The sequence below is a fragment of the Streptomyces sp. NPDC013157 genome, assembly GCF_042899865.1.
In the GTDB taxonomy this organism is placed as follows: domain Bacteria; phylum Actinomycetota; class Actinomycetes; order Streptomycetales; family Streptomycetaceae; genus Streptomyces.
Window position 1 is genome coordinate 138,632 of sequence record NZ_JBIBAK010000007.1, and the last position, 25,052, is coordinate 163,683.

General features: G+C 72.9%; 21 protein-coding genes and 1 pseudogene. 17 read left to right on the top strand and 5 right to left on the bottom strand.

The genetic code is table 11. From position 1 onward, the window contains the following. Positions 1-45 precede the first annotated feature (45 nt). A complete protein-coding gene (locus ACFY6U_RS22045) occupies positions 46-696 on the bottom strand; it encodes an IclR family transcriptional regulator (protein ID WP_390040646.1) in 651 nt (216 codons plus the stop codon). Positions 697-1,075: 379 nt separating this feature from the next. Between ACFY6U_RS22045 and ACFY6U_RS22050 the strand changes: the two genes are divergently transcribed. The 4 genes from ACFY6U_RS22050 to ACFY6U_RS22065 all read left to right on the top strand — a co-directional run bounded on the left by ACFY6U_RS22050 (position 1,076) and on the right by ACFY6U_RS22065 (position 9,713). Next, a complete protein-coding gene (locus ACFY6U_RS22050) occupies positions 1,076-4,039 on the top strand; it encodes a BTAD domain-containing putative transcriptional regulator (RefSeq protein WP_390040648.1) in 2,964 nt (987 codons plus the stop codon). A 9-nt stretch (positions 4,040-4,048) separates the two neighbouring features. Further along, positions 4,049-5,050, top strand: coding sequence for a methionine synthase (locus ACFY6U_RS22055; protein ID WP_390040650.1), 1,002 nt, complete (start codon positions 4,049-4,051; stop codon positions 5,048-5,050). A 13-nt stretch (positions 5,051-5,063) separates the two neighbouring features. Further along, positions 5,064-7,259, top strand: a complete 2,196-nt coding sequence (gene ligA / locus ACFY6U_RS22060) for an NAD-dependent DNA ligase LigA (protein ID WP_390040652.1) — start codon at positions 5,064-5,066, stop codon at positions 7,257-7,259. Between the two features lie 213 nt (positions 7,260-7,472). Next, positions 7,473-9,713: a putative bifunctional diguanylate cyclase/phosphodiesterase gene (locus ACFY6U_RS22065; RefSeq protein WP_390040654.1), complete on the top strand. Its 2,241-nt coding sequence runs from the start codon at positions 7,473-7,475 to the stop codon at positions 9,711-9,713. Between the two features lie 151 nt (positions 9,714-9,864). Here the strand turns inward: ACFY6U_RS22065 and ACFY6U_RS22070 are convergent. Beyond that, positions 9,865-10,439 (bottom strand): annotated as a pseudogene (locus ACFY6U_RS22070) (TetR/AcrR family transcriptional regulator). Between the two features lie 96 nt (positions 10,440-10,535). On the opposite strand from ACFY6U_RS22070, the gene ACFY6U_RS22075 reads away from it, so the two are divergent. The 6 genes from ACFY6U_RS22075 to gatB all read left to right on the top strand — a co-directional run bounded on the left by ACFY6U_RS22075 (position 10,536) and on the right by gatB (position 15,106). Further along, positions 10,536-10,907, top strand: coding sequence for a DUF4267 domain-containing protein (locus ACFY6U_RS22075; protein ID WP_390040656.1), 372 nt, complete (start codon positions 10,536-10,538; stop codon positions 10,905-10,907). A 38-nt stretch (positions 10,908-10,945) separates the two neighbouring features. Continuing rightward, positions 10,946-11,437: a cupin domain-containing protein gene (locus ACFY6U_RS22080; protein WP_390040658.1), complete on the top strand. Its 492-nt coding sequence runs from the start codon at positions 10,946-10,948 to the stop codon at positions 11,435-11,437. 103 nt (positions 11,438-11,540) lie between these two features. After that, the gene (gene gatC, locus ACFY6U_RS22085) at positions 11,541-11,837 is read left to right on the top strand and encodes an Asp-tRNA(Asn)/Glu-tRNA(Gln) amidotransferase subunit GatC (protein ID WP_293990396.1); all 297 of its coding nucleotides are present in this window, start codon (positions 11,541-11,543) and stop codon (positions 11,835-11,837) included. A 6-nt stretch (positions 11,838-11,843) separates the two neighbouring features. Continuing rightward, the gene (gatA, locus tag ACFY6U_RS22090) at positions 11,844-13,337 is read left to right on the top strand and encodes an Asp-tRNA(Asn)/Glu-tRNA(Gln) amidotransferase subunit GatA (RefSeq protein WP_390040660.1); all 1,494 of its coding nucleotides are present in this window, start codon (positions 11,844-11,846) and stop codon (positions 13,335-13,337) included. Then, entirely contained in the window at positions 13,334-13,576 is a 243-nt protein-coding gene (locus ACFY6U_RS22095; protein WP_123973960.1) for a hypothetical protein, read from the top strand. Before gatA ends, ACFY6U_RS22095 begins: the two co-directional genes overlap by 4 nt. Positions 13,577-13,591: 15 nt before the next feature. Then, complete coding sequence (gene gatB / locus ACFY6U_RS22100) at positions 13,592-15,106, top strand: Asp-tRNA(Asn)/Glu-tRNA(Gln) amidotransferase subunit GatB (protein WP_390040662.1); 1,515 nt, start codon at positions 13,592-13,594, stop codon at positions 15,104-15,106. 56 nt (positions 15,107-15,162) lie between these two features. On the opposite strand, the gene ACFY6U_RS22105 is transcribed toward gatB, so the two are convergent. Further along, on the bottom strand, positions 15,163-15,972 hold the full coding sequence (locus ACFY6U_RS22105) for an SAM-dependent methyltransferase (protein ID WP_390040664.1): 810 nt from the start codon (positions 15,970-15,972) through the stop codon (positions 15,163-15,165). A gap of 186 nt (positions 15,973-16,158) precedes the next feature. On the opposite strand from ACFY6U_RS22105, the gene ACFY6U_RS22110 reads away from it, so the two are divergent. The 6 genes from ACFY6U_RS22110 to ACFY6U_RS22135 all read left to right on the top strand — a co-directional run bounded on the left by ACFY6U_RS22110 (position 16,159) and on the right by ACFY6U_RS22135 (position 21,667). Then, positions 16,159-16,485 (top strand): hypothetical protein, encoded by a 327-nt coding sequence (locus tag ACFY6U_RS22110; protein ID WP_390040666.1) that lies wholly within the window; start codon positions 16,159-16,161, stop codon positions 16,483-16,485. Between the two features lie 101 nt (positions 16,486-16,586). Then, a complete protein-coding gene (locus ACFY6U_RS22115) occupies positions 16,587-17,162 on the top strand; it encodes a GNAT family N-acetyltransferase (RefSeq protein ID WP_390040668.1) in 576 nt (191 codons plus the stop codon). Positions 17,163-17,197: 35 nt separating this feature from the next. Next, positions 17,198-17,815, top strand: a complete 618-nt coding sequence (locus ACFY6U_RS22120; protein ID WP_390040670.1) for a hypothetical protein — start codon at positions 17,198-17,200, stop codon at positions 17,813-17,815. A gap of 207 nt (positions 17,816-18,022) precedes the next feature. Next, the gene (locus ACFY6U_RS22125; protein ID WP_351501137.1) at positions 18,023-18,226 is read left to right on the top strand and encodes a hypothetical protein; all 204 of its coding nucleotides are present in this window, start codon (positions 18,023-18,025) and stop codon (positions 18,224-18,226) included. Positions 18,227-18,387: 161 nt separating this feature from the next. Continuing rightward, complete coding sequence (locus tag ACFY6U_RS22130; protein ID WP_390040672.1) at positions 18,388-21,423, top strand: AAA family ATPase; 3,036 nt, start codon at positions 18,388-18,390, stop codon at positions 21,421-21,423. Between the two features lie 22 nt (positions 21,424-21,445). Next, positions 21,446-21,667, top strand: a complete 222-nt coding sequence (locus ACFY6U_RS22135) for a DUF6191 domain-containing protein (protein WP_390040674.1) — start codon at positions 21,446-21,448, stop codon at positions 21,665-21,667. A 21-nt stretch (positions 21,668-21,688) separates the two neighbouring features. Here the strand turns inward: ACFY6U_RS22135 and ACFY6U_RS22140 are convergent, their stop codons facing one another. Both ACFY6U_RS22140 and ACFY6U_RS22145 read right to left on the bottom strand, forming a co-directional pair. Next, a complete protein-coding gene (locus ACFY6U_RS22140) occupies positions 21,689-22,867 on the bottom strand; it encodes a PQQ-dependent sugar dehydrogenase (protein WP_390040676.1) in 1,179 nt (392 codons plus the stop codon). A gap of 135 nt (positions 22,868-23,002) precedes the next feature. Continuing rightward, a complete protein-coding gene (locus ACFY6U_RS22145) occupies positions 23,003-24,004 on the bottom strand; it encodes an aldo/keto reductase (protein ID WP_390040678.1) in 1,002 nt (333 codons plus the stop codon). A 74-nt stretch (positions 24,005-24,078) separates the two neighbouring features. Between ACFY6U_RS22145 and ACFY6U_RS22150 the strand changes: the two genes are divergently transcribed. Beyond that, positions 24,079-25,029 (top strand): 2-hydroxyacid dehydrogenase, encoded by a 951-nt coding sequence (locus tag ACFY6U_RS22150; RefSeq protein ID WP_390040680.1) that lies wholly within the window; start codon positions 24,079-24,081, stop codon positions 25,027-25,029. Positions 25,030-25,052: the final 23 nt, after the last annotated feature.

Genomic DNA, 25,052 nt, shown 5'->3' on the forward strand with positions numbered 1-25,052 from the left:
GCCCGCTGTGCCGTTGAGCGGAACGAGCGGGGCGGAGAGCCCGGGTCAGCGGCGGCCGAGCCCGGCCGTGACGGCCGACGCCGCGCGGCGGGCCGTGTCGGCGAGGCGCTCCAGGTGGTGTCCGGGGCCGGTCAGCAGGCACAGCGCCGCCACCGGGACACCGCCCGGCGCGGCCACCGGGACGGCGGCGCAGCACACCCCCTCCAGCACCTCCTCGCGGTCGTAGGCGGCCCCGGTCTCGCGGATCCGCGCGGCCTCCTGCGGCCAGGCCCGGGGCAGCGGGCCGGACGCCGCGCCGGGGCGGGCCCAGGCGGCCAGGACCTTGCCGGCCGCCGTGTACCAGGGCCAGACCGGCCGGTCCTCGGGCAGCGGGTACGGCGCGTCCGCGGGCGCCGTCGAGTCCAGGAGCAGCGTCTGACCCCGGTGCAGCACGGCGAGGGCCGCCGTCGCCCCGGTCACGGCCGTCAGCCGCCGCAGCGGCCGCCGGGCGGCCGGCCGCAGCCCCGGGTGCGGCTGCCAGCCCTGGCCCAGCCGGAACATGCCCGGTCCGATGCGGTAACGGCCCGCACTGCGCTCTACGGCACCCAGCTCCGCCAGCTGGTCGAGCAGCCGGTACGCGGTCGTCTTGGGCAGACCGCACACCTCGGCCAGCGCGGTCACCCCGGCGTCCTGCTCCTGCTGCACGGCGTGCAGCAACGCGAAGGCTCCTTCCAGAACCCCGCGCCCGGCCGCACCGGACAAGGGCCCGTCGGGTCCGGCCGGGGACACCGTCCCCGGTGGCCTGGTCCGTGGCGGTGCCGGGGCGGTCGCGGTCGCCCTCTCCGATCGGTGCACGTGTCTACCCCCGTGGTCACGTGTGAGCCCCGTCCGGTGCCGGACCGGGGTGCGGTGGCGGGTGCGACACGCCGACGAACCGGCGCGGCACCGCCCGGACCAGGGTGGGTTGCGCGCATGGGCTGATTCTTTGCCGAAAGGTTGTCGCCCAGCCCAGGGATGTGAGGAGACTGTGAAACCGGGGCGGACGGGGGTGGGCCCAATGCTGCGGTTGTGTCTGTCGGGACCGGTGGAAGTGCTCGTGCGCGAGGCGCCGGTCGATCTCGGTCCGCCCCAACGCCGGGCGGTGCTCGCCGCGTTGGCCGTGGACGTCGGCCGGCCCGTGCCGGTGGAGGCGCTCGTCGACCGGGTCTGGGGCGCCGATCCTCCGGAGGGCGCCCGCCGCGCCCTGTACGCGCACATCGCCCGCATCCGGCGGCTGGCGGAGCGCCTCGACGACAGCGGCGAGGGACGATTACCGGTGCTGCGCCGCGCCGGCGGCTACCAGCTCGACCTCGACCCCGACTGCGTGGACCTGCACCGCTTCCAGCGCCTGGCCGAGACCGCCCGCGACGACGCGCTGTCCGGCCGCACCCGTGCCGCGCAGCTGCGCGAGGCGCTCGCCCTGTGGCGCGGTGAGCCCTTCGCGGGACTGCCCGGGACCTGGCCGGCCCGGATGCGCGAGACCTGGCGGCGACAGCGCGTGGACGCCGCCGTACGGCTGGCGGACATCGAGATCCACAGCGGTGACCCGGCCGCCGTCGTCGGCCAGTTGACGGACCTGCTCGGCGAGTACCCGCTCACGGAGCCCCTGGCGGAGGCCCTCATGCGCGCCCTGCACGCGGCCGGCGACAGCGGCGAGGCGTTGCGCTGCTACGCACAGACCCGACAACGCCTGGTGGAGGAGCTCGGCACGGAACCCGGCCGCCGCCTGTGGGAACTGCACCGGCGGATCCTCCGGGACCACCCCACGACCCGGGCCCCCGCCCGCGCACACGAGCCGCTCCCGGCCGGCGAACACCCGGCGGCCCCCGCGGCCGTAGGGCCAACCCCCGCCACCCCGGCCACTCCCGCCACTCCCATTCCCGTCACTCCCGCCGACCGGGACCCGGCCGGACCCCCCGCTGAAGAACCACGGCCCGCCCCCGCCGGACCTCGGACCACCCCCGCCGGTGACGGCACCCCGTACACCGCGCCCGCCCAACTCCCGCCGGGCGCCGCTGGTTTCACCGGACGTGTCGACGAACTCGCCCGGCTGGACGCGCTGCTGGCGGACCTCGGACGGCATCCCGCGGCGGTCGGGGTGTCCGCCCTGTCGGGCATGGGCGGCGTCGGCAAGACCGCACTCGCCGTGCACTGGGCCCGGCAGGCGCGCCCGGCCTTCCCCGACGGGCAGTTGTACGTGAACCTGCGCGGCTACGACCCGAGCGGCACGCCCCTCCCCCCGGACCGTGCCCTGCGCGGATTCCTGGAGGCGCTCGGGGTGCCGGCCGCCCGGGTGCCGGAGTCGCCCGACGCCCAGGTCGGCCTGTACCGCAGCCTGCTGTCCGGCCGCCGGGTCCTGGTGGTCCTCGACAACGCCCGGGACGCCGACCAGGCCCGGCCGCTGCTGCCCGGCGCGCCGGGCTGTCTGGCCCTGGTGACCAGCCGCGCCCCGCTGACCGGGCTCGCCGCCGCGGAGGGCGCCCGGCTGCTCGCCCTCGGCCCGCTCGGCGCCGAGGAGAGCCGCGAACTGCTCGCCGCCCGGCTGGGCGCCGCCCGGGTGGCCGCCGAGGCCGCGGCGGTCGACGAGATCGTCGTACGGTGTGCCGGGCTGCCGCTCGCCCTCGCGGTCGTCGCCGCCCGTGCCGCCGCCCGCCCCGGCGTGCCGCTGGCCGGTTCCGCCGAGGAACTGCGCACGGCCGAGCGGATCCTGGACCCCCTCGACACCGGCGACCCCGCCACCGCGGTACGGACGGTCTTCGACTGGTCGTACCGCACCCTCAGCCCGGCGGCGGCCCGGCTCTTCCGGTTCCTCGGCCTGCATCCCGGCCCCGACGCCGACCCGACCTCCCTCGCCGCGCTGGCCGGCACGTGCGTGGTGCGGGTGCGGGCGCCGGTGGCCGAACTGACCGCGGCCCACCTGCTGACCGAGGCCACCCCCGGCCGCTACACCTGCCACGACCTGCTGCGGGCCCACGCCGTCGAACTGGCCGCCGAGCACGACGACGCACGCGCGGTACGGGCCGCGAGCCGCCGCGTCCGGGACCACTACCTGCACACGGCCTACGCGGCGGACGCCCTGCTGACCCGGCGCCGCCACCCGATGACCCTCGCCCCGGCCGAACCCGGCGCGCTGCCGCGCCCGTTGGCGGACTGCGACGAGGCGCTGGCCTGGCTGATGGCCGAACAGTCCGTGCTGCTGTCGGCGGTGGAGCGCCCGGCCCCGGGCCTGGACGCCCACACCTGGCAGCTGGCGGCGACCCTGACCACGTTCCTCGAACGCCAGGGCAACTGGCAGGCCCTCACCGACGTCCACACCGCCGCCCTGCGCACGGCCGAGCACCACGAGGACCTGGCCGGCCAGGCCGCCGCCCACCGAGGCCTGGGCCTGGCCCGCTTCCAGCTGCGGGACGCGCTCGGCGCGCGGCACCACCTCACCCGTTCCCTCGGCCTCTTCCGGCGCCTGGACAACCACCCCGGCCAGGCGCGCACCTGCCAGAACCTGGCCAAGATGACCTGGGCGCACGGCGCGCCCCGGGAGGCCCTCCAGTACGCGCGCCGCTCACTCGAACACTTCCGGCTCGCGCACGACCGCGGCGGCCAGGCGGTCGCCCTCAACGACATCGGCTGGTACCTCGCCGAACTCGGCGAGCTGCGCGAGGCACTCGAGTACTGCCGGCAGGCCCTGCCGCTCGTCCAGGCGACGGGCGACCTGAGCGGCCAGGCGCACACCTGGGACAGCCTCGGCTACATCCACCGGCACCTGGCCCGCTGGACCACCGCGGTGGAGTGCTACGACCGGGCCCTCGCCCTCTTCCGCAAGACGGGCGACCTGCGCAGCGAGGCCATCGGCCTCACCTATCTCGGCGACACCCACGAGGCGGCGGGCGCGCCCGGCCCCGCGCTCGACGCCTGGCGCCGGGCCCTGGACCTCTTCGACGAACTGGGCCTGCCGGAGGCCCAGGCCCTGCGCACCAAGATCCGTACCCACACGGGAACCCACCGCACCGCCCACCCCGCATAGGCTCCTCACGTGAACGCAATCTCCGACTTCGGTCCCGCCACAGGCGTCGGCTCGCTTCCCGGCACCGACGCGCGCGAGGCCGCCAAGACCGCGACCGGCAGCTTCGAGGACTTCCCCTTCCTGCCCGAGCTGCCCGCCCGCGGCCCCGGCGCCGACATGATCGGCCGCACCGCGGGCCTGCTCGTCGAGCTGTACGCGCGCGTGGAGCCCAGCGGCTGGCGGCTCGGCGACCGGCCGGGCCGGGACACCCGGCGGGCCCGGTCCTGGCTGGGCGAGGACCTGGACGCGCTGGAGGAGTTCACCCAGGAGTACGCGGGCCCGCTGAAGGTCCAGGCGGTCGGGCCCTGGACCCTCGCCGCCGCCCTGGAGCTGCGCAACGGCGAGTCGGCCCTCTCCGACCCCGGCGCCTGCCGCGACCTGGCCGCCTCCCTCGCCGAGGGCCTGCGGCTGCACCTGGCCGAGGTCCGGCGGCGCATCCCCGGCGCCCGCCCGGTGCTCCAGCTCGACGAGCCGTCCCTCACCGCCGTACTGCGCGGCCAGGTGAAGACCGCCTCCGGCTACCGTACCCACCGCGCGGTCGACCGCCAGGTCGTCGAGTCCACCCTGCGCGACGTGTTCGGCGTGCACGCCGACGGCCCGGTCGTCGTCCACTCCTGCGCCCCGGACGTCCCCTTCGCCTTGCTCCGCCGCGCTGGAGCGGCCGCCGTCTCCTTCGACTTCTCGCTCCTCACCGAACGTGACGACGACGTGATCGGCGAGGCGGTGGAGGCGGGCACCCGGCTCTTCGCCGGTGTCGTGCCGGGCACGGACACGGCATTGTCAGACCCTGCCGGTAGCGTCATGGGTGTCAGGACGCTGTGGCGCAGGCTGGGGCTGCGACCGGGGCTTCTCGCGGAGTCCGTCACGGTCACCCCGGCGTGCGGGCTGGCGGGCGCTTCCCCCGCGTACGCCCGGGAGGCACTCGCTCACTGCGTCCGGGCGGCGAGATCACTCGCGGACAACCCAGAGTAACGGGAGGAACACGGTGGCCGGCGACAAGCAGCAGGCGGAGACGGCGGTGCCCGCCGAGGCACGGGAGAAGCACGCGCGGCTCGCCGAGCAGATCGAGGAGCACCGCTTCCGGTACTACGTGAAGGACGCCCCCGTCATCAGCGACGCGGAGTTCGACAAGCTCCTCAAGAGCCTGGAGGCGCTGGAGGACGAGCACCCCGGGCTGCGCACGCCCGACTCGCCGACCCAGAAGGTCGCGGGGGCGTACGAGACGGAGTTCACGGCGGTCGAGCACCGCGAGCGGATGCTGTCGCTGGACAACACGTTCAACGACGACGACCTCGCGGCCTGGGCCGAGCGGATCCACAAGGAACTGGGCGACCAGGAGTACCACTTCCTGTGCGAGCTGAAGGTCGACGGTCTCGCCGTCAACCTCACCTACGAGCACGGCCGCCTCACCCGCGCGGCGACCCGCGGCGACGGCCGCACCGGCGAGGACATCACGCCCAACGTCCGTACGATCGCGGAGATCCCGGACCGGCTGGACGGTGAGCGGGTCCCCGACCTGGTCGAGATCCGCGGCGAGGTCTACTTCCCGATGGAGAAGTTCGCCGAGCTCAACGAACGCCTGGTCGCGGCCGGCGACAAGCCGTTCGCCAACCCGCGCAACGCGGCGGCCGGTTCCCTGCGCCAGAAGGACCCGCGGGTCACCGCCTCCCGCCCGCTGCACATGGTCGTCCACGGCATCGGCGCCCTGGCGGGCTTCGAAGGCCTGAACCGGCTCTCCGAGGGCTACGACCTGCTGAAGACCTGGGGACTGCCGACCTCCTCGCACAACAGGGTGGTCGACGACCTCGACGGCGTACGGGAGTTCATCGCCTACTACGGCGAGAACCGGCACTCCGTGGAGCACGAGATCGACGGTGTCGTGGTCAAGCTGGACGAGATCCGGCTCCAGGGGCGCCTCGGCTCGACGGCCCGGGCACCCCGGTGGGCGATCGCGTACAAGTACGCGCCGGAAGAGGTCAACACCAAGCTGATCGACATCAAGGTGGGCGTCGGCCGCACCGGGCGCGTCACGCCGTACGCCCAGGTCGAGCCGGTCACCGTGGCGGGCAGTGAGGTGGAGTTCGCCACCCTGCACAACCAGGAGGTCGTCAAGGCCAAGGGCGTGCTGATCGGCGACACCGTGGTGCTGCGCAAGGCCGGTGACGTCATCCCGGAGATCCTCGGCCCGGTCGTCGACCTGCGCGACGGCAGCGAGCGGGAGTTCGTGATGCCGGCCGAGTGCCCGGAGTGCGGGACGCCGCTGCGGGCCATGAAGGAGGGCGACATCGATCTGCGGTGCCCCAACGCCCGTACCTGCCCCGCCCAGTTGAGAGAGCGGGTGTCCTACCTGGCGGGCCGTGAGTGCCTGGACATCGAGCACTTCGGCGGGGTCGCGGCGGCCGCGCTCACCCGGCCGCTGGAGCCTGCCGACCCGCCGCTGGTCGACGAGGGCGACCTGTTCGACCTCACCGTCGAGAAGCTGCTGCCCATCAAGGCGTACGTCCTCGACCCCGACAGCGGGCTGCCCAAGCGCGACCCCAGGACCGGCGAGGAGAAGGTCGTCACGGTCTTCGCGAACCAGAAGGGCGAGCCCAAGAAGAACACCCTCGCGCTGCTCCAGAAGATCGAGGAGGCGAAGACCCGCCCGCTCGCCCGCTTCCTCAACGGCCTGTCCATCCGGCACGTCGGACCGGTCGCCGCCCAGGCGCTGGCCCGAGAGTTCCGCTCCATCGACCGCATCGAGCAGGCCACCGAGGAGGAGCTGTCGAACATCGACGGCGTCGGCGGCATCATCGCGACCGCGCTCAAGGAGTGGTTCGCCGAGGAGTGGCACCGCGAGATCATCCGAAAGTGGAAGGCCGCCGGCGTCCCGCTGGAGGACGAGTCCACCGGAGAGGACGAGGGACCGCGTCCCCTGGAGGGCCTCACCGTCGTCGTGACCGGAACCCTTGAGCACTACACCCGGGACGGCGCCAAGGACGCACTGCAGACCCGCGGGGCCAAGGTGACCGGCTCGGTGTCGAAGAAGACCGCGTTCGTGGTCGTGGGTGACAACCCCGGATCGAAGTACGACAAGGCGATGCAGCTGAAGGTTCCTGTTCTGAACGAGGACGGATTTGTCGTTCTTTTGGAGCAGGGGCCGGACGCGGCGGCCGAAGTGGCCCTTCCGACCGAGGAGTAGCGGTTGAAGGCCACCCGTTCGGCGCATATCAGATGCATACGGGTGGCCGGGTCGCAATCGGGCAACCGTCTACGACCGCTGCCCGTGGAAGCCTTCTGCGGCCTACTGTTGAGACGTGCGCCTGCCGTGCCCAGCTGCGGTCGGGGCATTCCCGTGCTCCGGCAGGGCACGGACCGCATGGCGTGGGCACCGCCGGCTGTGAGAGGGACGGGAATGGAACCGACCGAGAGCGCCGCCACGGGCGCGCGGCTGACGCTGCGCCGCCGGGCGTGCGCGTGGCGGGGGAGCCTGTGGGCGGTGCGGGGCGACCGGCGCCCCGGCCTGCCGAGCAGGCCGGCGGTGGGCGCCGCGGCGGACGCGCGCGACCCGCTGCCGCTGGCCGCCGTCGAACCGCCGCCCGGCCTGGTCGGCACCGAAAACGAACGCCACCTGTCCTGGCCCGCGCTGCCCGCCGGTGTTGTCGCGGCCGCCGCGTTCGTCCTCGGCGCCGGTTTCTACCGGGCGTTCTCCGACGACCACGCCCTCTTCCCGTCCGGCACGGTCGGCTGGTCGCTGGCCGTGCTGACCGGCATCATCGTCGGCCACCTCGTCCTGCTCGGCCGCGCCCGCTGGTGGGGCGGCACCGGCTCCGGCGCCGCCCTCACCCTCGCCGTCCTCCTGCTGTACGGCTGGGTGCCGGCCGGCATGGTCAGCCTCACCGTCGTCGTCCTGGTCGGCATAGCCAGGCGCCACCGCTGGCGGCAGGGTGTCCTGCACGGCGCGGTGGACATCCTCGGCATCGGCGCCGGCGCGCTGGTGCTCCTCGTCTGCGGACGTGTCCCGACCGTCGAGTGGCCCTGGAACCCCGGCAGCTGGAGCGTCGCCACCGCTCCCGAGGTCGTGCTCGTCGCGGTCGCCTACCTCGCCGTCACCCGCGCCCTGCTCTGGTACCTGCACGCACCGCGCGGCGGCGGCCTGCCCACCGTCGCCCGTACCGCCCTGATGCGCCAGGGCCTGGTCGCCGTCGCCCTGCTCGGCATAGCCCCGCTGATCTGCGTGGTCGCCGTCGCCCAGCCGCTGCTGCTCCCGCTGTTCTCCATCCCGCTGGTCGCCCTCGACTCCACCCTGTGGATAGCCCGGGCCCGCGCCGAGGAACAGTTGCGCGACCCGCTGACCGGACTGCCCAACCGGCAGTGGCTCCTGGAGCGGATCTGGACCGCCCTCGACGACGCCGAACGCATCGGCGCCCGCTCCGCCCTCATGCTGATCGACCTCGACCGGTTCCGTTCGGTCAATGACACGCTCGGTCATCTCGCCGGTGACCGGCTGCTCCTCCAGATAGCCGACCGGCTGCGGGCGGCGCTGCCACGCGGTGCGGAGGCGGCCCGGCTCGGCGGCGACGAGTTCGCGGTCTTACTCCCGGTCGCCGACTCCACGACCTCGGCCACCCGGGTGGCCCGAGGCCTGGTCACGGCCCTCTCCTCCCCGCTCGACCTCGACGGCCTCACCCTCGTCCTGGAGGCCAGCGCGGGTGTCGCCGTCTTCCCCGACCACGCGCTCGACGCGGAGGGGCTGCTGCGGAGGGCGGACGTGGCGATGTACCAGGCGAAGCGGGACCGTACGGGCGTCGAGGTGTACGAGTCCAAGCGGGACTCCAACACCCCCGACCGGCTCGGCCTGCTGGGCGACCTGCGGCGCGCCCTGGACGCCCACGAGGTGCAGCTGCACTACCAGCCGAAGGTCCGCTTCGACGGGCAGGTGGCGGGGCTCGAGGCGCTGGTGCGGTGGGTGCACCCGGAGCGGGGGAAGGTGCCGCCGGACGAGTTCATAGCGATCGCCGAGTCGTCCGGGCTGATGCCCCATCTGACGGAGTACGTGCTGGAGACCGCGCTCGGGCAGGTCGCCGAGTGGCGGGCGCAGGGGCTGCGGGTGCCGGTGGCGGTCAACGTCTCGCCGCGCGACGTCCACACACCGGGGTTCGCGGGCCTGGTGGCGGCGCGGCTGGCGCGGCACGGCGTTCCGGCCGGGGCGCTGCAGCTGGAGATAACCGAGCATGTGCTCCTTGAGGACCCGCAGCGGGCCGCCGACACCCTCGCGGGGCTGAACGGGCACGGTGTGAAGATGTCCCTCGACGACTTCGGCACCGGGTACTCGTCGCTCGTGCATCTGCGGCGGCTGCCGGTGAGCGAGCTGAAGATCGACCGGTCTTTCGTGGCCCGGCTGGCGGTCGACAACGAGGACGCGGAGATCGTGCGCTGCACGGTCGACCTCGCGCATTCGCTCGGGCTGCTGGTGGTCGCGGAGGGGGTGGAGGACGACGAGACGTGGGAGCGGCTGCGGGACCTGGGGTGTGACGCCGTGCAGGGGTGGCTGGTCGCGGCCGCGATGCCGCCGGAGGAGACCACGGCGTGGTTGCTCGCGCGGGGGTCGCGGGGGTGGCAGCGGCCGCGGGCGGCGTTGCCGGCGGCCGAGTAGTCGCCCACCCGCCCGCCCGTTCACCGTTTCTCAAGAGGTGAGCGTCTGCCGTGGGGGTGCGGTGTCGGTGGCGGCTGCGGGTGCGTTGTGGTTGCTCGCGCAGTTCCTCGCGCCCCTGAAAGACAAAAGACAAAAGACGGGGCGCTGACAGCTACTTGGCGCTGAAGCGGTCGACCAGCAGCGCCAGCCTCGTCTCGTGGGCCTCCTCGGGGAGGCGGCCGCTGCGCATCAGGGTCACCAGGCCGTGCAGGGCCGCCCAGAAGGTCTCCGTCAGGATGCCGGCGTCCTCCTCGTCGCCGGTGATCGGCTGGACCACCCCGAGAATCTCGCCGAACGCCGCCTGCAGGGCCTCCGGGGCCTCGGGGGTCGCGAAGGCAGATCCACCAGGTGGGTGAACATCGCGTCGTAGAGGGCCGGGCGGCGGCGGGTGAACGAGGTGTACGTGGCCGCCACCGCGGCCAGTGCTTCCCGGGTGCCCTTCGCCGAAGCGCGGGCCGCCCGCAGCTCCACCGCCAGGTCCGCGCGGCCCCGGACGGCCACCGCCGCCATGATCGCGTCCTTGCCCTTGAAGTGGCTGTAGAGGACCGGCTGGCTGTACTCGATCTCGGCGGCCAGGCGACGGGTCGTCACCGCGTCCCAGCCCTCCGTCTCGGCGAGTTCACGGGCGGCCGTGACGATCAGCTCGCGCTCTGCCCGTTCGCGTTCCCGGCGGTTCTGAATCGACATGCTCTGGATTCTAGCGGCGCTAGCCAATCTGTCGATGCTCTGCTAGCTTCGCTGTCAGTCCTAGCGCTGCTAGAAAACGACCCACAGGGGGCCCTCATGACCGTCACCGCCTACACGCTCGCCGTCCTGCTCGACCTGTTCTGCCTGTTCCTCGGCTACCGGTTCCTGTTCCAGCCGGGGCCCGCCGCCGCCGGCTACGGCGTCCCCGCCGACCCGAAGGGCGACGCCGCCGCCTACCTCACGGTCAAGGGCCTCAGGGACGGCACGCTCGGCGTCATGGGGCTCGCGCTGCTGGCCTTCGCCGGTGCGCACGCCGAGGCCTGGTTCATGCTGTGCGTGGCACTCATACCGTTCGGGGACACGGTGACCGTGCTCCGGAACGGCGGGGCCAAGGCGGTCGCCTACGGGATCCACTTCGCCACCGCGATCGTTGTACTGATCAGCGCCGTCCTGCTGTTCCTCGTCTGACCGCTCGCGACACGCCGTCATCAACAGGGGGTTCTGCAATGTCGTTGTTCGTGCCGAAGTTCGACGAGTCCGTGATCGTGCGGGAGGCCGAAGCCGAGGTCGTCGGCGGTGACCCGCTCGGTGTCAGGTTGCTCGCCGACAGCAGTGCCACCGGCGGCGCGCTCTCCACCGTGCGCGTCACGCTCGGCGAGGGCGCCGACGGCGCCGTACCGCATCTGCACCGCAACTCCGCCGAGCTCTTCTACCTGCTCGACGGCGCCGCCGAGCTGCTCTCCGGGGACGACGTGGTCACCGCCGAACGCGGCGACCTGGTCGTCGTCCCGCCCGGCAGGCCGCACGCCTTCGCCGCCGTCCCCGGCAGCACCGCGGACCTCCTGATCGTCATCACCCCGGGCGTGGAGCGCTTCGAGTACTTCCGCCACCTCCAGCGGCTGCGCCTCGGCGAGGCCACCCCGGAGAGCCTCCTGGAGGTCCAGGAGCGCTACGACAACCACTTCCTGCGCAGCACGGCCTGGGAGAAACGCCGCTGAGACCCGATGGATACGGGGCCCGGGCAAACCGTTTAACAGCCACCGGGCCCCGCCCCATAGGATTGGCTCCAAACCACACACACTCACCCCAGAGGAACGCTGCATGCCTGGCATCACGCGCGAGGAGGTCGCCCACCTCGCCCGGCTGGCGCGTCTGGAGCTGAAGCCCGAAGAACTCGAACACTTCGCCGGCCAGCTGGACGACATCATCGGCGCGGTCGCCCGCGTCAGCGAGGTCGCCGACCAAGACGTACCGCCGACCTCGCACCCGCTGCCCCTGACGAACGTCATGCGCGCGGACGAGGTCCGTCCCTCGCTCACCCCCGTGCAGGCGCTCTCCGGCGCCCCGGCCCAGGAGCAGCAGCGTTTCAAGGTGCCGCAGATCCTGGGGGAGGACTAGACAGCCATGACGGACATCATCAAGCTCGGCGCCGCCGAGATCGCCGCGAAGATCGCCGCCGGCGAGCTCACGGCAGTCGAGGTCACCGAGGCCCACCTGGCCCGGATCGAGGCCGTCGACGAGAAGGTGCACGCCTTCCTGCACGTCGACCGCGAGGGCGCCCTGGCGCAGGCCCGTGCCGTCGACGAGAAGAAGGCCAGGGGCGAGAAGCTCGGCCCGCTCGCCGGCGTACCGCTCGCGCTCAAGGACATCTTCACCACCGAGGGCGTGCCGACCACGGTCGGCTCGAAGATCCTCGAAGGCTGGATCCCGCCGTACGACGCCACGCTCACCAAGCGGCTGAAGGCCGCCGACGTGGTCATCCTCGGCAAGACCAACATGGACGAGTTCGCCATGGGGTCCAGCACCGAGAACAGTGCCTACGGGCCGACCGGCAACCCGTGGGACCTCACCAAGATCCCCGGTGGTTCCGGTGGCGGCTCGTCCGCCGCCCTCGCCTCCTTCCAGGCGCCGCTCGCCATCGGTACCGACACCGGCGGCTCCATCCGCCAGCCGGCCGCCGTCACCGGCACGGTCGGCGTGAAGCCGACGTACGGCGCGGTGTCGCGGTACGGCATGGTCGCCTTCTCCAGCTCCCTGGACCAGGGCGGCCCGTGCGCCCGTACGGTCCTGGACGCGGCCCTCCTGCACGAGGTCATCGCCGGACACGACCCGATGGACTCCACCTCCATCGACGCGCCCGTGCCGCCCGTGGTCGAGGCCGCCCGCAACGGCAGCGTGGCCGGTATGCGCGTCGGTGTCGTCAAGCAGTTCCGCGGCGAGGGCTACCAGGCCGGTGTCATCCAGCGCTTCGACGAGTCCGTCGCCCTGCTGAAGGATCTGGGCGCCGAGATCGTCGAGCTGGACTGTCCGTCCTTCGACCTCGCGTTGTCGGCGTACTACCTCATCGCACCCAGCGAGTGTTCCAGCAACCTCGCCCGCTTCGACGGCCTGCGCTACGGCCTGCGGACCGGCGACGACGGCGGCCACTCGGCCGAAGAGGTCACCTCGCTCACCCGTGAGGCGGGCTTCGGCCCCGAGGTCAAGCGCCGCATCATGCTCGGCACCTACGCGCTGAGCTCCGGCTACTACGACGCGTACTACGGCTCCGCCCAGAAGGTCCGCACGCTCATCACGCGCGACTTCGAGAAGGCCTTCGAGCAGGTGGACGTCATCGTGTCGCCCACCACGCCGACCACCGCCTTCCCGATCGGCGAACGTGCCGACGACCCGATGGCGATGTACCTGGCCGACCTGTGCACCATCCCGACGAACCTCGCGGGCAACGCGGCGATGTCGCTGCCCTGCGGTCTCGCCCCGGAGGACAACCTCCCGGTGGGCCTGCAGATCATCGCCCCGGCGCTCAAGGACGACCGGCTTTACAAGGTCGGCGCCGCCGTCGAGGCCGCCTTCGTGGAAAAGTGGGGCCACCCGCTCCTTGAGGAGGCACCGTCGCTGTGAGCAACGCACTGTCGAAGGCCAAGGGCTTCAAGAAGTCGAAGTCCGGTACGTACCTGTCCATGGCCACCACCGCGTTCGGCGCGGTCGGTGTCGCCAAGCAGATCAAGAAGGCCCGCGCCGAGCACGACACGCTCCGGCTCATCGACGCCACCGTGTCCGCCGTCGCGATCGTCACCGGCCTCGCCATCCTCTACCGCGAGCTGAAGCGGCTGGGCGACGACGACGTCCTGCTGGGCTGAGAGGGAAGTTTCACCGTGACCACCACGACCGACCTGGTGTCGTACGAGGACGCGCTGGCGTCCTACGACCCCGTCATGGGCCTCGAGGTCCATGTCGAACTCGGCACCAAGACGAAGATGTTCTGCGGCTGTTCGACCGAGCTGGGCGCCGAGCCCAACTCGCAGACCTGCCCGACCTGCCTCGGCCTGCCCGGCGCGCTCCCGGTCGTCAACGCGACCGGCGTCGAGTCCGCCATCAAGATCGGCCTCGCGCTGAACTGCGAGATCGCCGAATGGTGCCGCTTCGCCCGGAAGAACTACTTCTATCCGGACATGCCGAAGAACTTCCAGACCTCCCAGTACGACGAGCCGATCGCCTTCAACGGCTACCTCGACGTGCAGCTGGAGGACGGGGAGTCCTTCCGCGTGGAGATCGAGCGCGCCCACATGGAGGAGGACACCGGCAAGTCGACCCACGTCGGCGGCGCCACCGGCCGTATCCACGGCGCGTCCCACTCCCTGCTCGACTACAACCGCGCCGGCATCCCGCTCATCGAGATCGTCACCAAGCCGATCGAGGGCGCGGGCGAGCGGGCTCCGGAGGTCGCGCGGGCGTACGTCCGTGAGCTGCGCGAGGTCATCCGGGCGCTCGGCGTGTCCGAGGCCCGCATGGAGATGGGGCAGATGCGCTGCGACGTGAACCTGTCGCTGCGCCCCAACGGCACCGACAAGTTCGGCACGCGCTCCGAGACCAAGAACGTGAACTCGCTGCGGTCCGTGGAGCGTGCGGCCCGCTTCGAGATCATGCGGCACGCGGCCGTGCTGTCCTCCGGCGGGACGATCGTCCAGGAGACCCGGCACTTCCACGAGGACACCGGGTCGACGACCTCGGGCCGCGTGAAGGAGGAGGCCGAGGACTACCGGTACTTCCCGGAGCCCGACCTGGTCCCCGTGGCGCCCTCGCACGAGTGGGTCGAGGAGATCCGCGCCGCGCTGCCGGAGATGCCGCTGGCCCGCCGCAACCGGCTGCTCGCCGAGTGGGGCATCTCCGCGGTGGAGATGCAGGCGATCATCAACGCCGCCGCGCTGGACCTGATCGTCGCCACCATCGACGCCGGGGCCGACGCGGCCTCCGCCCGCAAGTGGTGGATGGGCGAACTGGCCCGCAGCGCCAACGAGTCGGGCACCTCGCTCGACGAGCTGGCGATCACCCCGGCGCAGGTCGCCCGGGTCACCGAGCTGGTCTCGAAGGGTGACCTGAACGACAAGCTGGCCCGGCAGGTCATCGAGGGCGTCCTCGCGGGCGAGGGCACCCCGGACGAGGTCGTCGACAAGCGCGGTCTGAAGGTCGTCTCCGACGAGGGCGCGCTCACCGCCGCCGTCGAGGAGGCCATCGCCGGCAACCCGGGCGTCGCCGACAAGATCCGCGGCGGCAAGGTGGCCGCGGCCGGTGCCCTGGTCGGCGCGGTCATGAAGGCGACCCGCGGCCAGGCCGACGCGGCCCGCGTCAAGGAGCTGATCCTGGAGAAGCTGGGCGTCAGCGAGGGCTGAGCGGCAGCACGCACCTGGTACGGCCCCGGAGGCGCTGTCTCCGGGGCCGTACCGTGTCACAGGCGGCGGCCCACGATCCGGGCGAAGCCGAGCAGCTGCCCCCGGTCCGCCTTCACCAGCTCCACCGACTCCCGGGCCATCCGCGCCATCTCCGGGTCCGGGCTCTCCGCGGCGCACACCTCGCTCCACAGCAGCCAGTCGCGCCAGCCGTCCTCCAGCCAGTCGGCGGCCTCGACCTGCACGGCCCCGCTGCGGGTCCAGTGCCGGTGCCACCAGCCGGGGGAGTGGAACGCCCAGAAGCCGGGGTCCCAGTGCGCCCTCAGGTGCTCGGGCGGCTCGGCGCCGGCCGGTTCCTCGCGCACCGCGGGTACGACGATCCCGATCCGGCCGCCGGGCTTCAGCAGCCGGGTGAGCGTGGGCAGATAGAGGTCGGCGGTGCCGAAGTACTGGTACGCGTCGACCGAGACGATCGCGTCGAAGCTGCCTTCGGCGAAGGGCAGGTCGTGCGCTTCCACGTGCACCGGCTGCACGCGGTCGGCGAACCCCGCCTCGGCGATCCGCCCGGCGTTGTCGTCGGGACTGATCCACAAATCCGCGGCGGTGACCTGTGCGTGGAACTCCCTGGCCAGGAAGATCGAGGTCATCGCCCGGCCGCAGCCCAGGTCGAGCACGCGCGCGCAGGGGCGCAGGGTATCCAGGCCGAGGGCGGGGGCCAGCCACTCCAGCAGCCACAGGGCGTGCGGGCCCATCTGGTTCTCGACGGCCCAGCGGGCGTCGTAGGTACTGCTGAGCGGGTACCGGGGCAGGGTCAGACGGTCAGTGAGTGAGGCGTCCTTCGACGGTGCGGGAGAGACGGCGTCGGACATGACTGAACGGGCTCCTTGTGATCTTCGTAGTGGAAGGCGATGCGTAGGAGCTCGTTCGAACCGTCAAACAATGCACCCGCTTCGGTCGTCGGCGAGGAGCCGGTCAGTGCTGACCAGCGGAAGCTAGCAGGTGTCCACCTGGTTCGCAGCCGGTTTCCTCAGCTGCGGGTACTACGCTCGCCCGCCATGACCGCACACGCCGAATCCGACGCCGAACCCGAGATACCCGGGGTGGAGGCCGCGGACGACGAGGGCGAGGACCTCTACGAGGACGCCCGTCGGGCCCGCTGGACCGCCACCGTGACCGGGGCGCTGCTGGCCCTGATGGGGCTCACCGCCGCGTCGATGAGAGTGGGCGGGAGCGTGCCCGCCCTGGTGCCGGCCGCCTACGGCTCCGGATCCGCCGTGTGCGTGCTCGCCGGATGGCTCGGGGCCCGCGGCCGGACCCGCTGGGCCCTCTGGCTGATGATCCTGGGCACCATGGTGATGGCGCTCGGCGACCAGTTCGACTGACGCACCCGCCCCCCGGACCGGCGTCGGGCCGCCCGGGTGCCCCGACGCGCATGAGAGGCTCGACGGGTCGGCCGAGGACGTGGTGGAACTGGAGAAGCACGATGTACGCGATATCGCTGGGTGACGACGGCGCCGAACTGCGCCCACTGGAGCCCTGGCACGCCGAGGAGTTCCTGGCCCACCTGGAGCGCGGGCGGGAGTTCATCGGACAGTTCATCTCCTTCGGCTCCAAGGAGACGGACGTGCCCGCCGCACGGGCCATGCTCCAGCGGTACGCCGACCTGCGGGCCGCCGACACCGGCTCCCTGCACGGCCTGTGGCTGGAGGGCACGCTCGTCGGCGGGGTGCTCTTCCTGAACTTCGACGCCGAACGCGGGAACGCCGAGGTCGGCTGCTGGCTGGAGCCGGCCGGCACCGGGCGCGGACTCGTCACGCGCGCGATGCGGGTACTGCTCGACTTCGCGGTCGAGCAGCGCGGCATCCACCGGATCGAGTGGGTCGCCGCCTCGGGCAACGAGCCCAGCCTGAACGTGGCCCGGCGGCTGGGGATGACCCGCGATGGCGTACGCCGCCAGGCGCACCCCTATGGTGGCCTACGGCACGACCTGGAGGTGTGGTCGATCCTCGCCCCGGAATGGCGTGAAGCACGCGCGCGTGCCGCAGAGAACGATCATTAAGACGCCTCTCAGACAGGATCCGTACGGTGCCGGACATGGGAACCAAGACAGCTGACGAGACCGGTGCCGAGACGGGCGCCGAAGCCACGACCGACGAGGAGAAGGTGAGCGTCACCAAGAGCGCCGACGACGTGGCGGAGTCCGCTACCGAGGCCGCCGACGGCACGGACGCCGACCTCGACGCGGAGGGCGCGCAGGACGCCGAGGACCTGGTGGACGACGCCGACCTCGCCGGGGACCCGGCCGAGGCCGAGGGCCCGTCCGGGGTCGGCCAGGGCGCCGCCGCCGTCGTCTCCGTCGCGCTCGGCCTGGTCTCCCTCACGGGTGGCTGGATCGGTACGGTGGCCGCCGCCCGCGAGACCCTCGTCGGCCAGCTCCAGACCTCGTCGACCGCGAGCGTCGCCAAGCAGGTCAAGGAGGTGTACGGCGACGCGTGGGCGACCACCGCGCTGTGGGCCGGCCTGTTCGCGCTGGCCGCGCTGCTCACCGGCGTCGTGGTGCTGGCCCGGCCCGCCTTCGGCGCCCCCGGCAGGCCGCAGGCGCCGTGGATCAAGTCGGTCGCCTGGGCGGGTGTCGCGCTCGGCGTCATCGGCCTGCTGCTGGCCGTCCTCAAGTACTCCGACGCACTCCTCGGACTGCCGTCGACCAGCTGAGCCGACCGCGACGGCGCAGGTCAGAAGGGGCCTTAGGGCGTCCGTAAGCACCCTACGGACGGTCTGAGGCCCCTTATGCGTGTCCGGGGCCGGGCGGCCCCGCGAAGATGCGGAACTCTCCCGATGTGGCGCACCCCCCTGGGAGACGAAGGTGGAGGCATCGCAAGAAGCGAAGCCCAACCACCCACTCTCACAAGGGAACCCACCATGTTCGAGTACGAACTCCACCGGATCCGCTCCGCCGAACTGCGTCGGCAGGCCGACGACGCCCGTCTCGTCCGCGAGGCCGTCCGCTCCCGCCGCGCCGCCCGCCGGGAGGCACGGGCAGCCGGGACGGCGGGCGACGTCCCGGCGGCGCAGGAGGCCCATACCGACCGCCGTGGCCGGCGCCGGCTCCCGCGCGCCGCGTGAACAGGGGACGGCCGGGCGGGGCAGACCGCCCGGCGACCGGGAACGGGGAAGCCGGTGGCCGCACGGGGGTCGGCCACCGGCTTCCCCCGTTGCCGTCCACCGGTACGACCGGCGCACCGGTGCTGTGGAAAACCGCTGCCGTGGGCTCCGGGCTCCATGCCATGCTCTGGCCTGTGGAAACCAGGTCCGTGAGTCCCGTGTTCGTAGGCCGCAACGACGAGTTGGACACACTGAACGACGCGCTCGACCGCGCCGGGGCCGCCGAGCCGCAGGCGCTGCTGCTCGGCGGCGAGGCCGGCGTCGGCAAGACCCGGCTGGTGGAGGAGTTCGCCACCGCCGCCTGCCGCAGGGGCGCGGTCGTCGCCCTGGGCGGCTGCGTGGAGATCGGCGCCGACGGGCTGCCGTTCGCCCCCTTCTCCACTGCCCTGCGCGCGCTGCGGGCCGCCCTGCCCGACGAACTGGCCGAGGCCGCCGCCGGCCAGGAGGACGAGCTGGCCCGGCTGCTGCCCGAACTCGGCGAGGCCACCTCCGGCCGCCACGACGAACAGGGCATGGCCCGCCTCTTCGAACTCACCGCACGCCTCCTGGAGCGGGTCGCCGCCGAGCGCACGGTGGTCGTCGCCCTGGAGGACCTGCACTGGGCGGACGCCTCCACCCGCCACCTCCTCGCCTACCTGCTGCGCACCCTGCGCACCGGCCGGCTCGTCGTCCTCGCCACCTACCGCTCCGACGACATCCACCGCCGCCACCCGCTGCGCCCCCTGCTCGCCGAACTCGACCGGCTGCGCACCGTCCGCCGCCTCGAACTCGCCCGGTTCACCCGCGAGGAGGTCGGCCGCCAGATCGCCGGCATCCTCGCCGCCGAACCCGACCCCGCCCAGGTCGACGACATCTTCGAACGCTCCGACGGCAACGCCTTCTTCGTCGAGGAACTCGCCGTGGCCGGTGCCGAGGGCTGCTGCACCGGACTCACCGACTCACTGCGCGACCTGCTCCTGGTCCGGGTCGAGGCACTGCCCGAGAGCGCCCAGCGGGTGGCCCGGATCGTCGCCGAGGGCGGCTCCACCGTCGAGTACCGGCTGCTCGCCGCCGTCGCCCAGCTCGCCGAGGACGACCTCATCGAGGCGCTGCGGGCCGCCGTCGGCGCCAACCTCCTCACCGCCACCCCCACCGGCGACGGCTACCGCTTCCGGCACTCCCTGGTCCGCGAGGCCGTCGCCGACGACCTGCTGCCCGGCGACCGCTCCCGGCTCAACCGCCGCTACGCCGAGGCCCTGGAGGCCGACCCCCAGCTGGTCCCGGCCGACGCGCGCGTGACCCGGCTGGCCAGCTACTGGTACCAGGCCCACGACCCGGCCAAGGCCCTGCCCGCCGCCCTCGACGCCTCCGTCGTGGCCCGCCGCCGGCACGCCTACAGCGAGCAACTGCGGCTTCTGGAGCGGGCGATGGAGCTGTGGGACACCGCCCCCGAGGAGATCCGTGCGGCCCTGCGCCCCGTCGACTACACCGACGTCTACCCGCCCTGCGGCTGCGATCCCGCGACCACCCCGCTGCGCTATCTCGACCTGATGGCGGAGGCGGCCGTCGCCGGCCGCTTCTGCGGGGAGCGCGAACGCGCTCTGAAGATCACCAAGAAGGCGCTGCGGATCCTCCAGGACGAGCACGACCCGCAGCGCGCCGCCTGGTTCTGGGTGCAGCGCTCCCGGCTGGTCCAGGGCCTCGCCCGCGGCGACGGCTGGCAGGAACTCGGCACCGCCCAGGACCTCGTGCGCGGCCTGCCGCCGTCCGAGGTGCACGCCGACGTGCTGGCCAACGCCGCCGCCTGGTCCATGCTGCACGAGCCGGGCCCCGAGGCCTTCGCCGCCGCCGAACGGGCCGTCGAGTACGCGCGGATGGTGGGCGCCCGCGAGATCGAGCTCAACGCGCGCGTCACTCTGGGCTGCCTCATGGTCGACGCGGGTGACGTCGACAACGGCCTGGCGGAGCTGGAGCGCGTCAAGGACGCCGCGCTCCAGGAGGGCGTCGCCCATGTCGCGGGCCGCGCCTACACGAACCTCCCCTCCGAGCTGGAGTCGGTGGGCCGCTCCCGGGAGGCGGTGCCGATCCAGCGCGAGGGCATCGCCTTCGCCCGCAGATACGGCCTGCTGGACGCCGAGGCATGGATCTGGGGCAACCTCTCCGAGTCGCTGTACGCGCTCGGCCAGTGGGACGAGGCCGCCGAAGCCGCCGCGGGCGCCCTCGGCTCCGCGGCCAGCGCCAAGCCCCGGGGCGCCGGCGCCCTGCACTTCGCCCATGTCGCCCTCGCCCGGGGCGACTCGGCCGAGGCCGCCCGCCGGCTGGCCGTCGCACGCGCCCACTACGGCACCCACGACCCGATGCCCCAGGCCCAGCTGCCGGTCGCCCGGATCGCGATCGGCGTCGCCGCCGAGGAGGGCAGGATCCTCGACGCCCGCGCCGAGCTGGACCGCGCCCTGGCGGCCGGCTTCCCGCCCGGCACCCATCGCTACGGCTGGCCCCTGCTGCTGGCCGCCGCGACCGCCGAGGCCGACGCCCGCGCCCTGCCCGCGGCGGCCGAGGGCCGCGCCGACGCACTCGACCGGCTCGCCGAGGCCGCTCGCAAGCTCACCACCGGCGCACCCCTCTGGCAGGCGTACGAGCGCTGGACCCGCGCCGAGCTGCTCCGCGCGCGGGGCACCGGCACCGCCGCCGTCTGGTCGGACGTGGTCACCGGTTTCGAGTGCCTGGACCGCCCCTACGACCTCGCCCGGGTCCGCCGCCGCCTCGCCCAGGCCCTGCTCGAAGAGGCCACCGGCGACGACGAACGCGACCGCGCGACGGAACTCCTCCGGCTGGCCGGGGCCGTCGCCGACCACCTGGGCGCCCGCCCGCTCGCCGAGGCCGTCGCCCTCCTCGCCCAGCGCGCCCGCCTCACCCTCACCACCCGCGCCGCCCCCCGGGCCCTCGACCCCGCCGAGAGCCTCGGCCTCACCAGCCGGGAGCGCGACGTCCTGCGCCTGGTCTCGGCCGGCCGTACCAACCGCCAGATAGCCGAGGAGCTCTTCATCTCCCCGAAGACCGCGAGTGTCCACGTCTCGAACATTCTGGGCAAGCTGGGCGTTGCAGGGAGGGGCGAGGCGGCGGCGGTGGCACACAGACTGGGGATGTTCCCCGTCGAGGCCCTCGGCCCGACCAGGTAAGGGGACCGGCACAGGAGGCACCGTGTTCAACATGTTCGAGGAGCTGTTCGCACCCGGCCGCAAACACACCCACGAGGAGCAGAAGCGGCTGGAACTGACCAGGGAGGACGTGGGGGACACGGACCCAGGACGCGGGCCGATAGACCTCGCGTCCGGCAAGGTCGTCATACGGCTCCCGCAGGAGGAGCCCGCGGCGGAGTCCGAAGGGGAGCCTTCAGCGGACTCGGGGGACGACGAGACGTGAGCGGCGCCGACCCCGCCGCGCCTACCTCACCTCCAGCTCCAGGATCCGGTCGTCGCCCGCCTTCGGCTTGCCCCGTCCGTCGGTGTTGCTGGTCACCAGCCACACCTTGTCGCCGCCGGCCGCGACGACCGTGCGGAGGCGGCCGTACTCACCTGTGAGGAAGGCCTGCGGAGCCGCGGCCGCGGTCGTGCCGTCCAGCGGGATGCGCCACAGCCGCTGCCCCTTCAGGCCGGCCATCCAGATGACGCCGTCGACGTAGGCGATGCCGCTGGGCGAGGCGTCGTCCGTGTGCCACTGGGCGATCGGGTTGACGTACTTCGGGTCCGACGACCTGCCCTCCGCGTTCGGCCAGCCGTAGTCGCCTCCGGGCTTGACGGCGTTCAGCTCGTCCCAGGTGTCCTGCCCGAACTCCGAGGCGAACAGCCGCTGCCGGTCGTCCCAGGCGAGGCCCTGCACGTTGCGGTGGCCGTAGGTGTAGACGGGGGAGTCCGGGAACGGGTTGCCGGGAGCCGGGTCACCCTCCGGCGTCAGCCGCAGGATCTTCCCGCCGAGCGAGCCCTTGTCCTGTGCGAGGCCCCGCTGCCCGCTCTCGCCGGTCCCCGCGTAGAGCATGCCGTCCGGGCCGAAGGCGATCCGCCCGCCGTTGTGGATGAACCCCTTCGGAATGCCCTTGAAGATCGTGTCGGGCGCGCCCAGCTGCTCCTTGGCCGGCTTGCTCCCGTCCCAGAGCATCCGGACGATGCGGTTGTCGGAGGCCGACGTGAAGTACGCGTAGATCATGTGGTCGGAGGCGAAGTCGGGGGAGAGCGCGATCCCCAGCAGGCCCCCTTCACCCGCCGCGGACACCCCGGAGACCACCCCCAGCTCCGTGATCTTCCCGGTCTTCTCGTCGACCTTGCTGATCGTCCCGTCGTCCCGGTCGGACACCAGCAGCCCCGCCCCGTCCGGCAACGGCGCCAGCCCCCAGGGCGACTTCAGCCCCTCGGCGACGGTACGCAGCACTTTCACCGACCCCTTGGCAGGCGCGGCGGACTCGGTGGCCCCGGCCGACGCGGAGGCCCCGGAGGAGTTCGCCGACGGCCCCCCGGCCCAGGACGGCGTGGGCAGGTCCCCGCCCCCGCCCCCGGAGGAACACCCTGCGACCACCAGCACCCCGACCACGACCAACACGGCGGGCACACCTCGACGTCGCACGACCACGATCCCTTCGAACGGCCTGGCCCCTCCGACCGACGGTAGTACAACACGCCCCTTCAGGGGCGCGGGGAACTGCGCGACCAGCCCCCACGGCGCCGCACCGAACCACCGGCAGAACGCGGCACCTTCTACGACCGCTCAGTCCCAGGAGCCCTGCGCAGCAGGCAGCCCGCCCAGCTCCGCCAGATCCTCCGCACTCAGCCGGACCTCGACGGAACCCGCGTTCTCGGCCACCCACCGCCCCCGCTTCGTCCCCGGCACCGGCACCACGTGCGCCCCCTGCGCCAGCACCCACGCCAGCGCCACCTGAGCGGCGGTGACACCGTCGCCGTCCTGCCGGCCCGCAACCCTCCGCAGCCCCGCCACGATCGGCTGGTTCGCCGCCATCATCTCCGCCGTGAAGCGAGGGTGCCGCGCCCGCAGGTCGTCCGGCTCGAACCCCTCACCCGGCGTGAGCGTCCCGGTCAGGAAGCCGTTGCCGAGCGGCATCGCCGCGAGGAACCCCACCCCCCGCGCCGCACACCACGGCAGCAGCGACTCGAGCGCCTCCGGCGACCACACCGACAGCTCCGCCTGCACCGTGCTCACCGGAAACACCTGCTGCACCCGCCGAAGCTGCCGCAGGGTCGCGTCATGCAACCGCGCGCCGGACCTGCGCCCCCCGCGCGCCCCCACGGCGCACAACCCCAGCGCCCGCACCTTTCCCGCCTGCACCAGTTCCGCCATCGCGCCCCAGGTCTCCTCGACCGGAACCTCCGGGTCGGCGCGGTGCAGCTGGTAGAGGTCTATGACATCGGTCTGGAGCCGGCGCAGCGACGCGTCGCAGGCCCGCTTCACATATCCGGGCCGGCCGTTCGCCACGATGTGCTGGTCGCCCACCAGCAGACCCACCTTCGTCGAGACGAAGGCCTCCGCACGCCGCTCCCTGAGCACCCTCCCCAGCAGCAGCTCGTTGGTGAACGGACCGTACATGTCGGCCGTGTCCAGCAGCGTCACGCCGAGGTCCAGCGCCCGGTGCACCGCTCTCAGCGACTCGTCACCCCGCTGCCGCGACCCGCTGTACGCCCAGCTCATCGGCATGCACCCGAGTCCGACGGCCCCCACCGCGAGCGCCCCCGCGCCGATCGTCCTGCGCTCCACCAGCCCGTGAACCTCCTTCTCCGGCCCCCAACCTAACCCGCCCGCCGCCACACCCCTGACATAGCCTCCTGACCATGACCCAGGACGCATGGCTCCCCATCCCGCCCGACGAGTTCACGGATCTGCCCGAAGGGCTCAATTACCTCTTCTGGGACGGTGACCAGGAGTTCCCCGGTGACCCCGCCGACTGTGCCGTCTACGTCGTCCCCTACATGAAGCGGCAGGACGTGAAGGTGCGGCCGCTGGTGCGGATGCGGAACCTGCGGCTCGTCCAGACCCTCACGGCCGGTGTGGACGACATGATCGCGGCCGGCGACCGCATCGTCCCCGGCGTGCCGCTGTGCAACGCGCGCGGTGTGCACGAGGCGAGCACCGCCGAACTCGCGCTCGCGCTCACCCTGGCCTCCCTGCGCGGCATCCCGGGATTCGTGCGCGCCCAGCAGCAGGAGCACTGGCAGGGCGGATTCCACCCCGCTCTCGCCGACAGGTCCGTCCTCATCGTCGGCTACGGCGCCATCGGTTCGGCCATCGAGGACCGGCTCGTGCCCTTCGAGGTTGCGCGGGTGGCGCGCGTCGCGCGCTCCGGGCGCGCCTCGGCGCGCGGTCCCGTGCATCCGCTCACCGAACTGCCGAATCTGCTTCCGGAAGCCGATGTCGTCATCCTTTCCACGCCCCTCACGGACACCACGCGTGGCCTGGTCAACGCGGAGTTCCTCGCACGGATGAAGGACGGCGCACTGCTCGTGAACATCGCGCGCGGGGCCGTCGTGGACACCAAGGCCCTCCTCGCCGAGCTGGAGAGCGGCCGCCTCACCGCCGCCCTGGACGTCACCGACCCCGAGCCGCTGCCGGCCGGACACCCCTTGTGGCAGGCGCCCGGAGTCCTGATCAGCCCTCATGTCGGCGGCCCCACCTCGGCCTTCCTGCCGCGCGCCAAGCGCCTCGTCACCGAGCAGTTGAACCGTTTCGTGAACCGGGAGCCGTTGCGGAACGTGATTTTGACGACGGGATCCACCGACAACTGACCATCACGGCAATACGCGTGTAA

Bases quoted from the DNA above. Each gene is read 5' to 3' on its own strand.
- ACFY6U_RS22065 (WP_390040654.1), top strand. From the start codon at position 7,473: ATGGAACCGACCGAGAGCGCCGCCACGGGCGCGCGGCTGACGCTGCGC.
- ACFY6U_RS22075 (WP_390040656.1), top strand. From the start codon at position 10,536: ATGACCGTCACCGCCTACACGCTCGCCGTCCTGCTCGACCTGTTCTGC.
- ACFY6U_RS22080 (WP_390040658.1), top strand. From the start codon at position 10,946: ATGTCGTTGTTCGTGCCGAAGTTCGACGAGTCCGTGATCGTGCGGGAG.
- gatC (WP_293990396.1), top strand. From the start codon at position 11,541: ATGCCTGGCATCACGCGCGAGGAGGTCGCCCACCTCGCCCGGCTGGCG.
- gatA (WP_390040660.1), top strand. From the start codon at position 11,844: ATGACGGACATCATCAAGCTCGGCGCCGCCGAGATCGCCGCGAAGATC.
- ACFY6U_RS22105 (WP_390040664.1), bottom strand. From the start codon at position 15,972: ATGTCCGACGCCGTCTCTCCCGCACCGTCGAAGGACGCCTCACTCACT.
- ACFY6U_RS22110 (WP_390040666.1), top strand. From the start codon at position 16,159: ATGACCGCACACGCCGAATCCGACGCCGAACCCGAGATACCCGGGGTG.
- ACFY6U_RS22115 (WP_390040668.1), top strand. From the start codon at position 16,587: ATGTACGCGATATCGCTGGGTGACGACGGCGCCGAACTGCGCCCACTG.
- ACFY6U_RS22120 (WP_390040670.1), top strand. From the start codon at position 17,198: ATGGGAACCAAGACAGCTGACGAGACCGGTGCCGAGACGGGCGCCGAA.
- ACFY6U_RS22125 (WP_351501137.1), top strand. From the start codon at position 18,023: ATGTTCGAGTACGAACTCCACCGGATCCGCTCCGCCGAACTGCGTCGG.
- ACFY6U_RS22130 (WP_390040672.1), top strand. From the start codon at position 18,388: ATGCTCTGGCCTGTGGAAACCAGGTCCGTGAGTCCCGTGTTCGTAGGC.
- ACFY6U_RS22150 (WP_390040680.1), top strand. From the start codon at position 24,079: ATGACCCAGGACGCATGGCTCCCCATCCCGCCCGACGAGTTCACGGAT.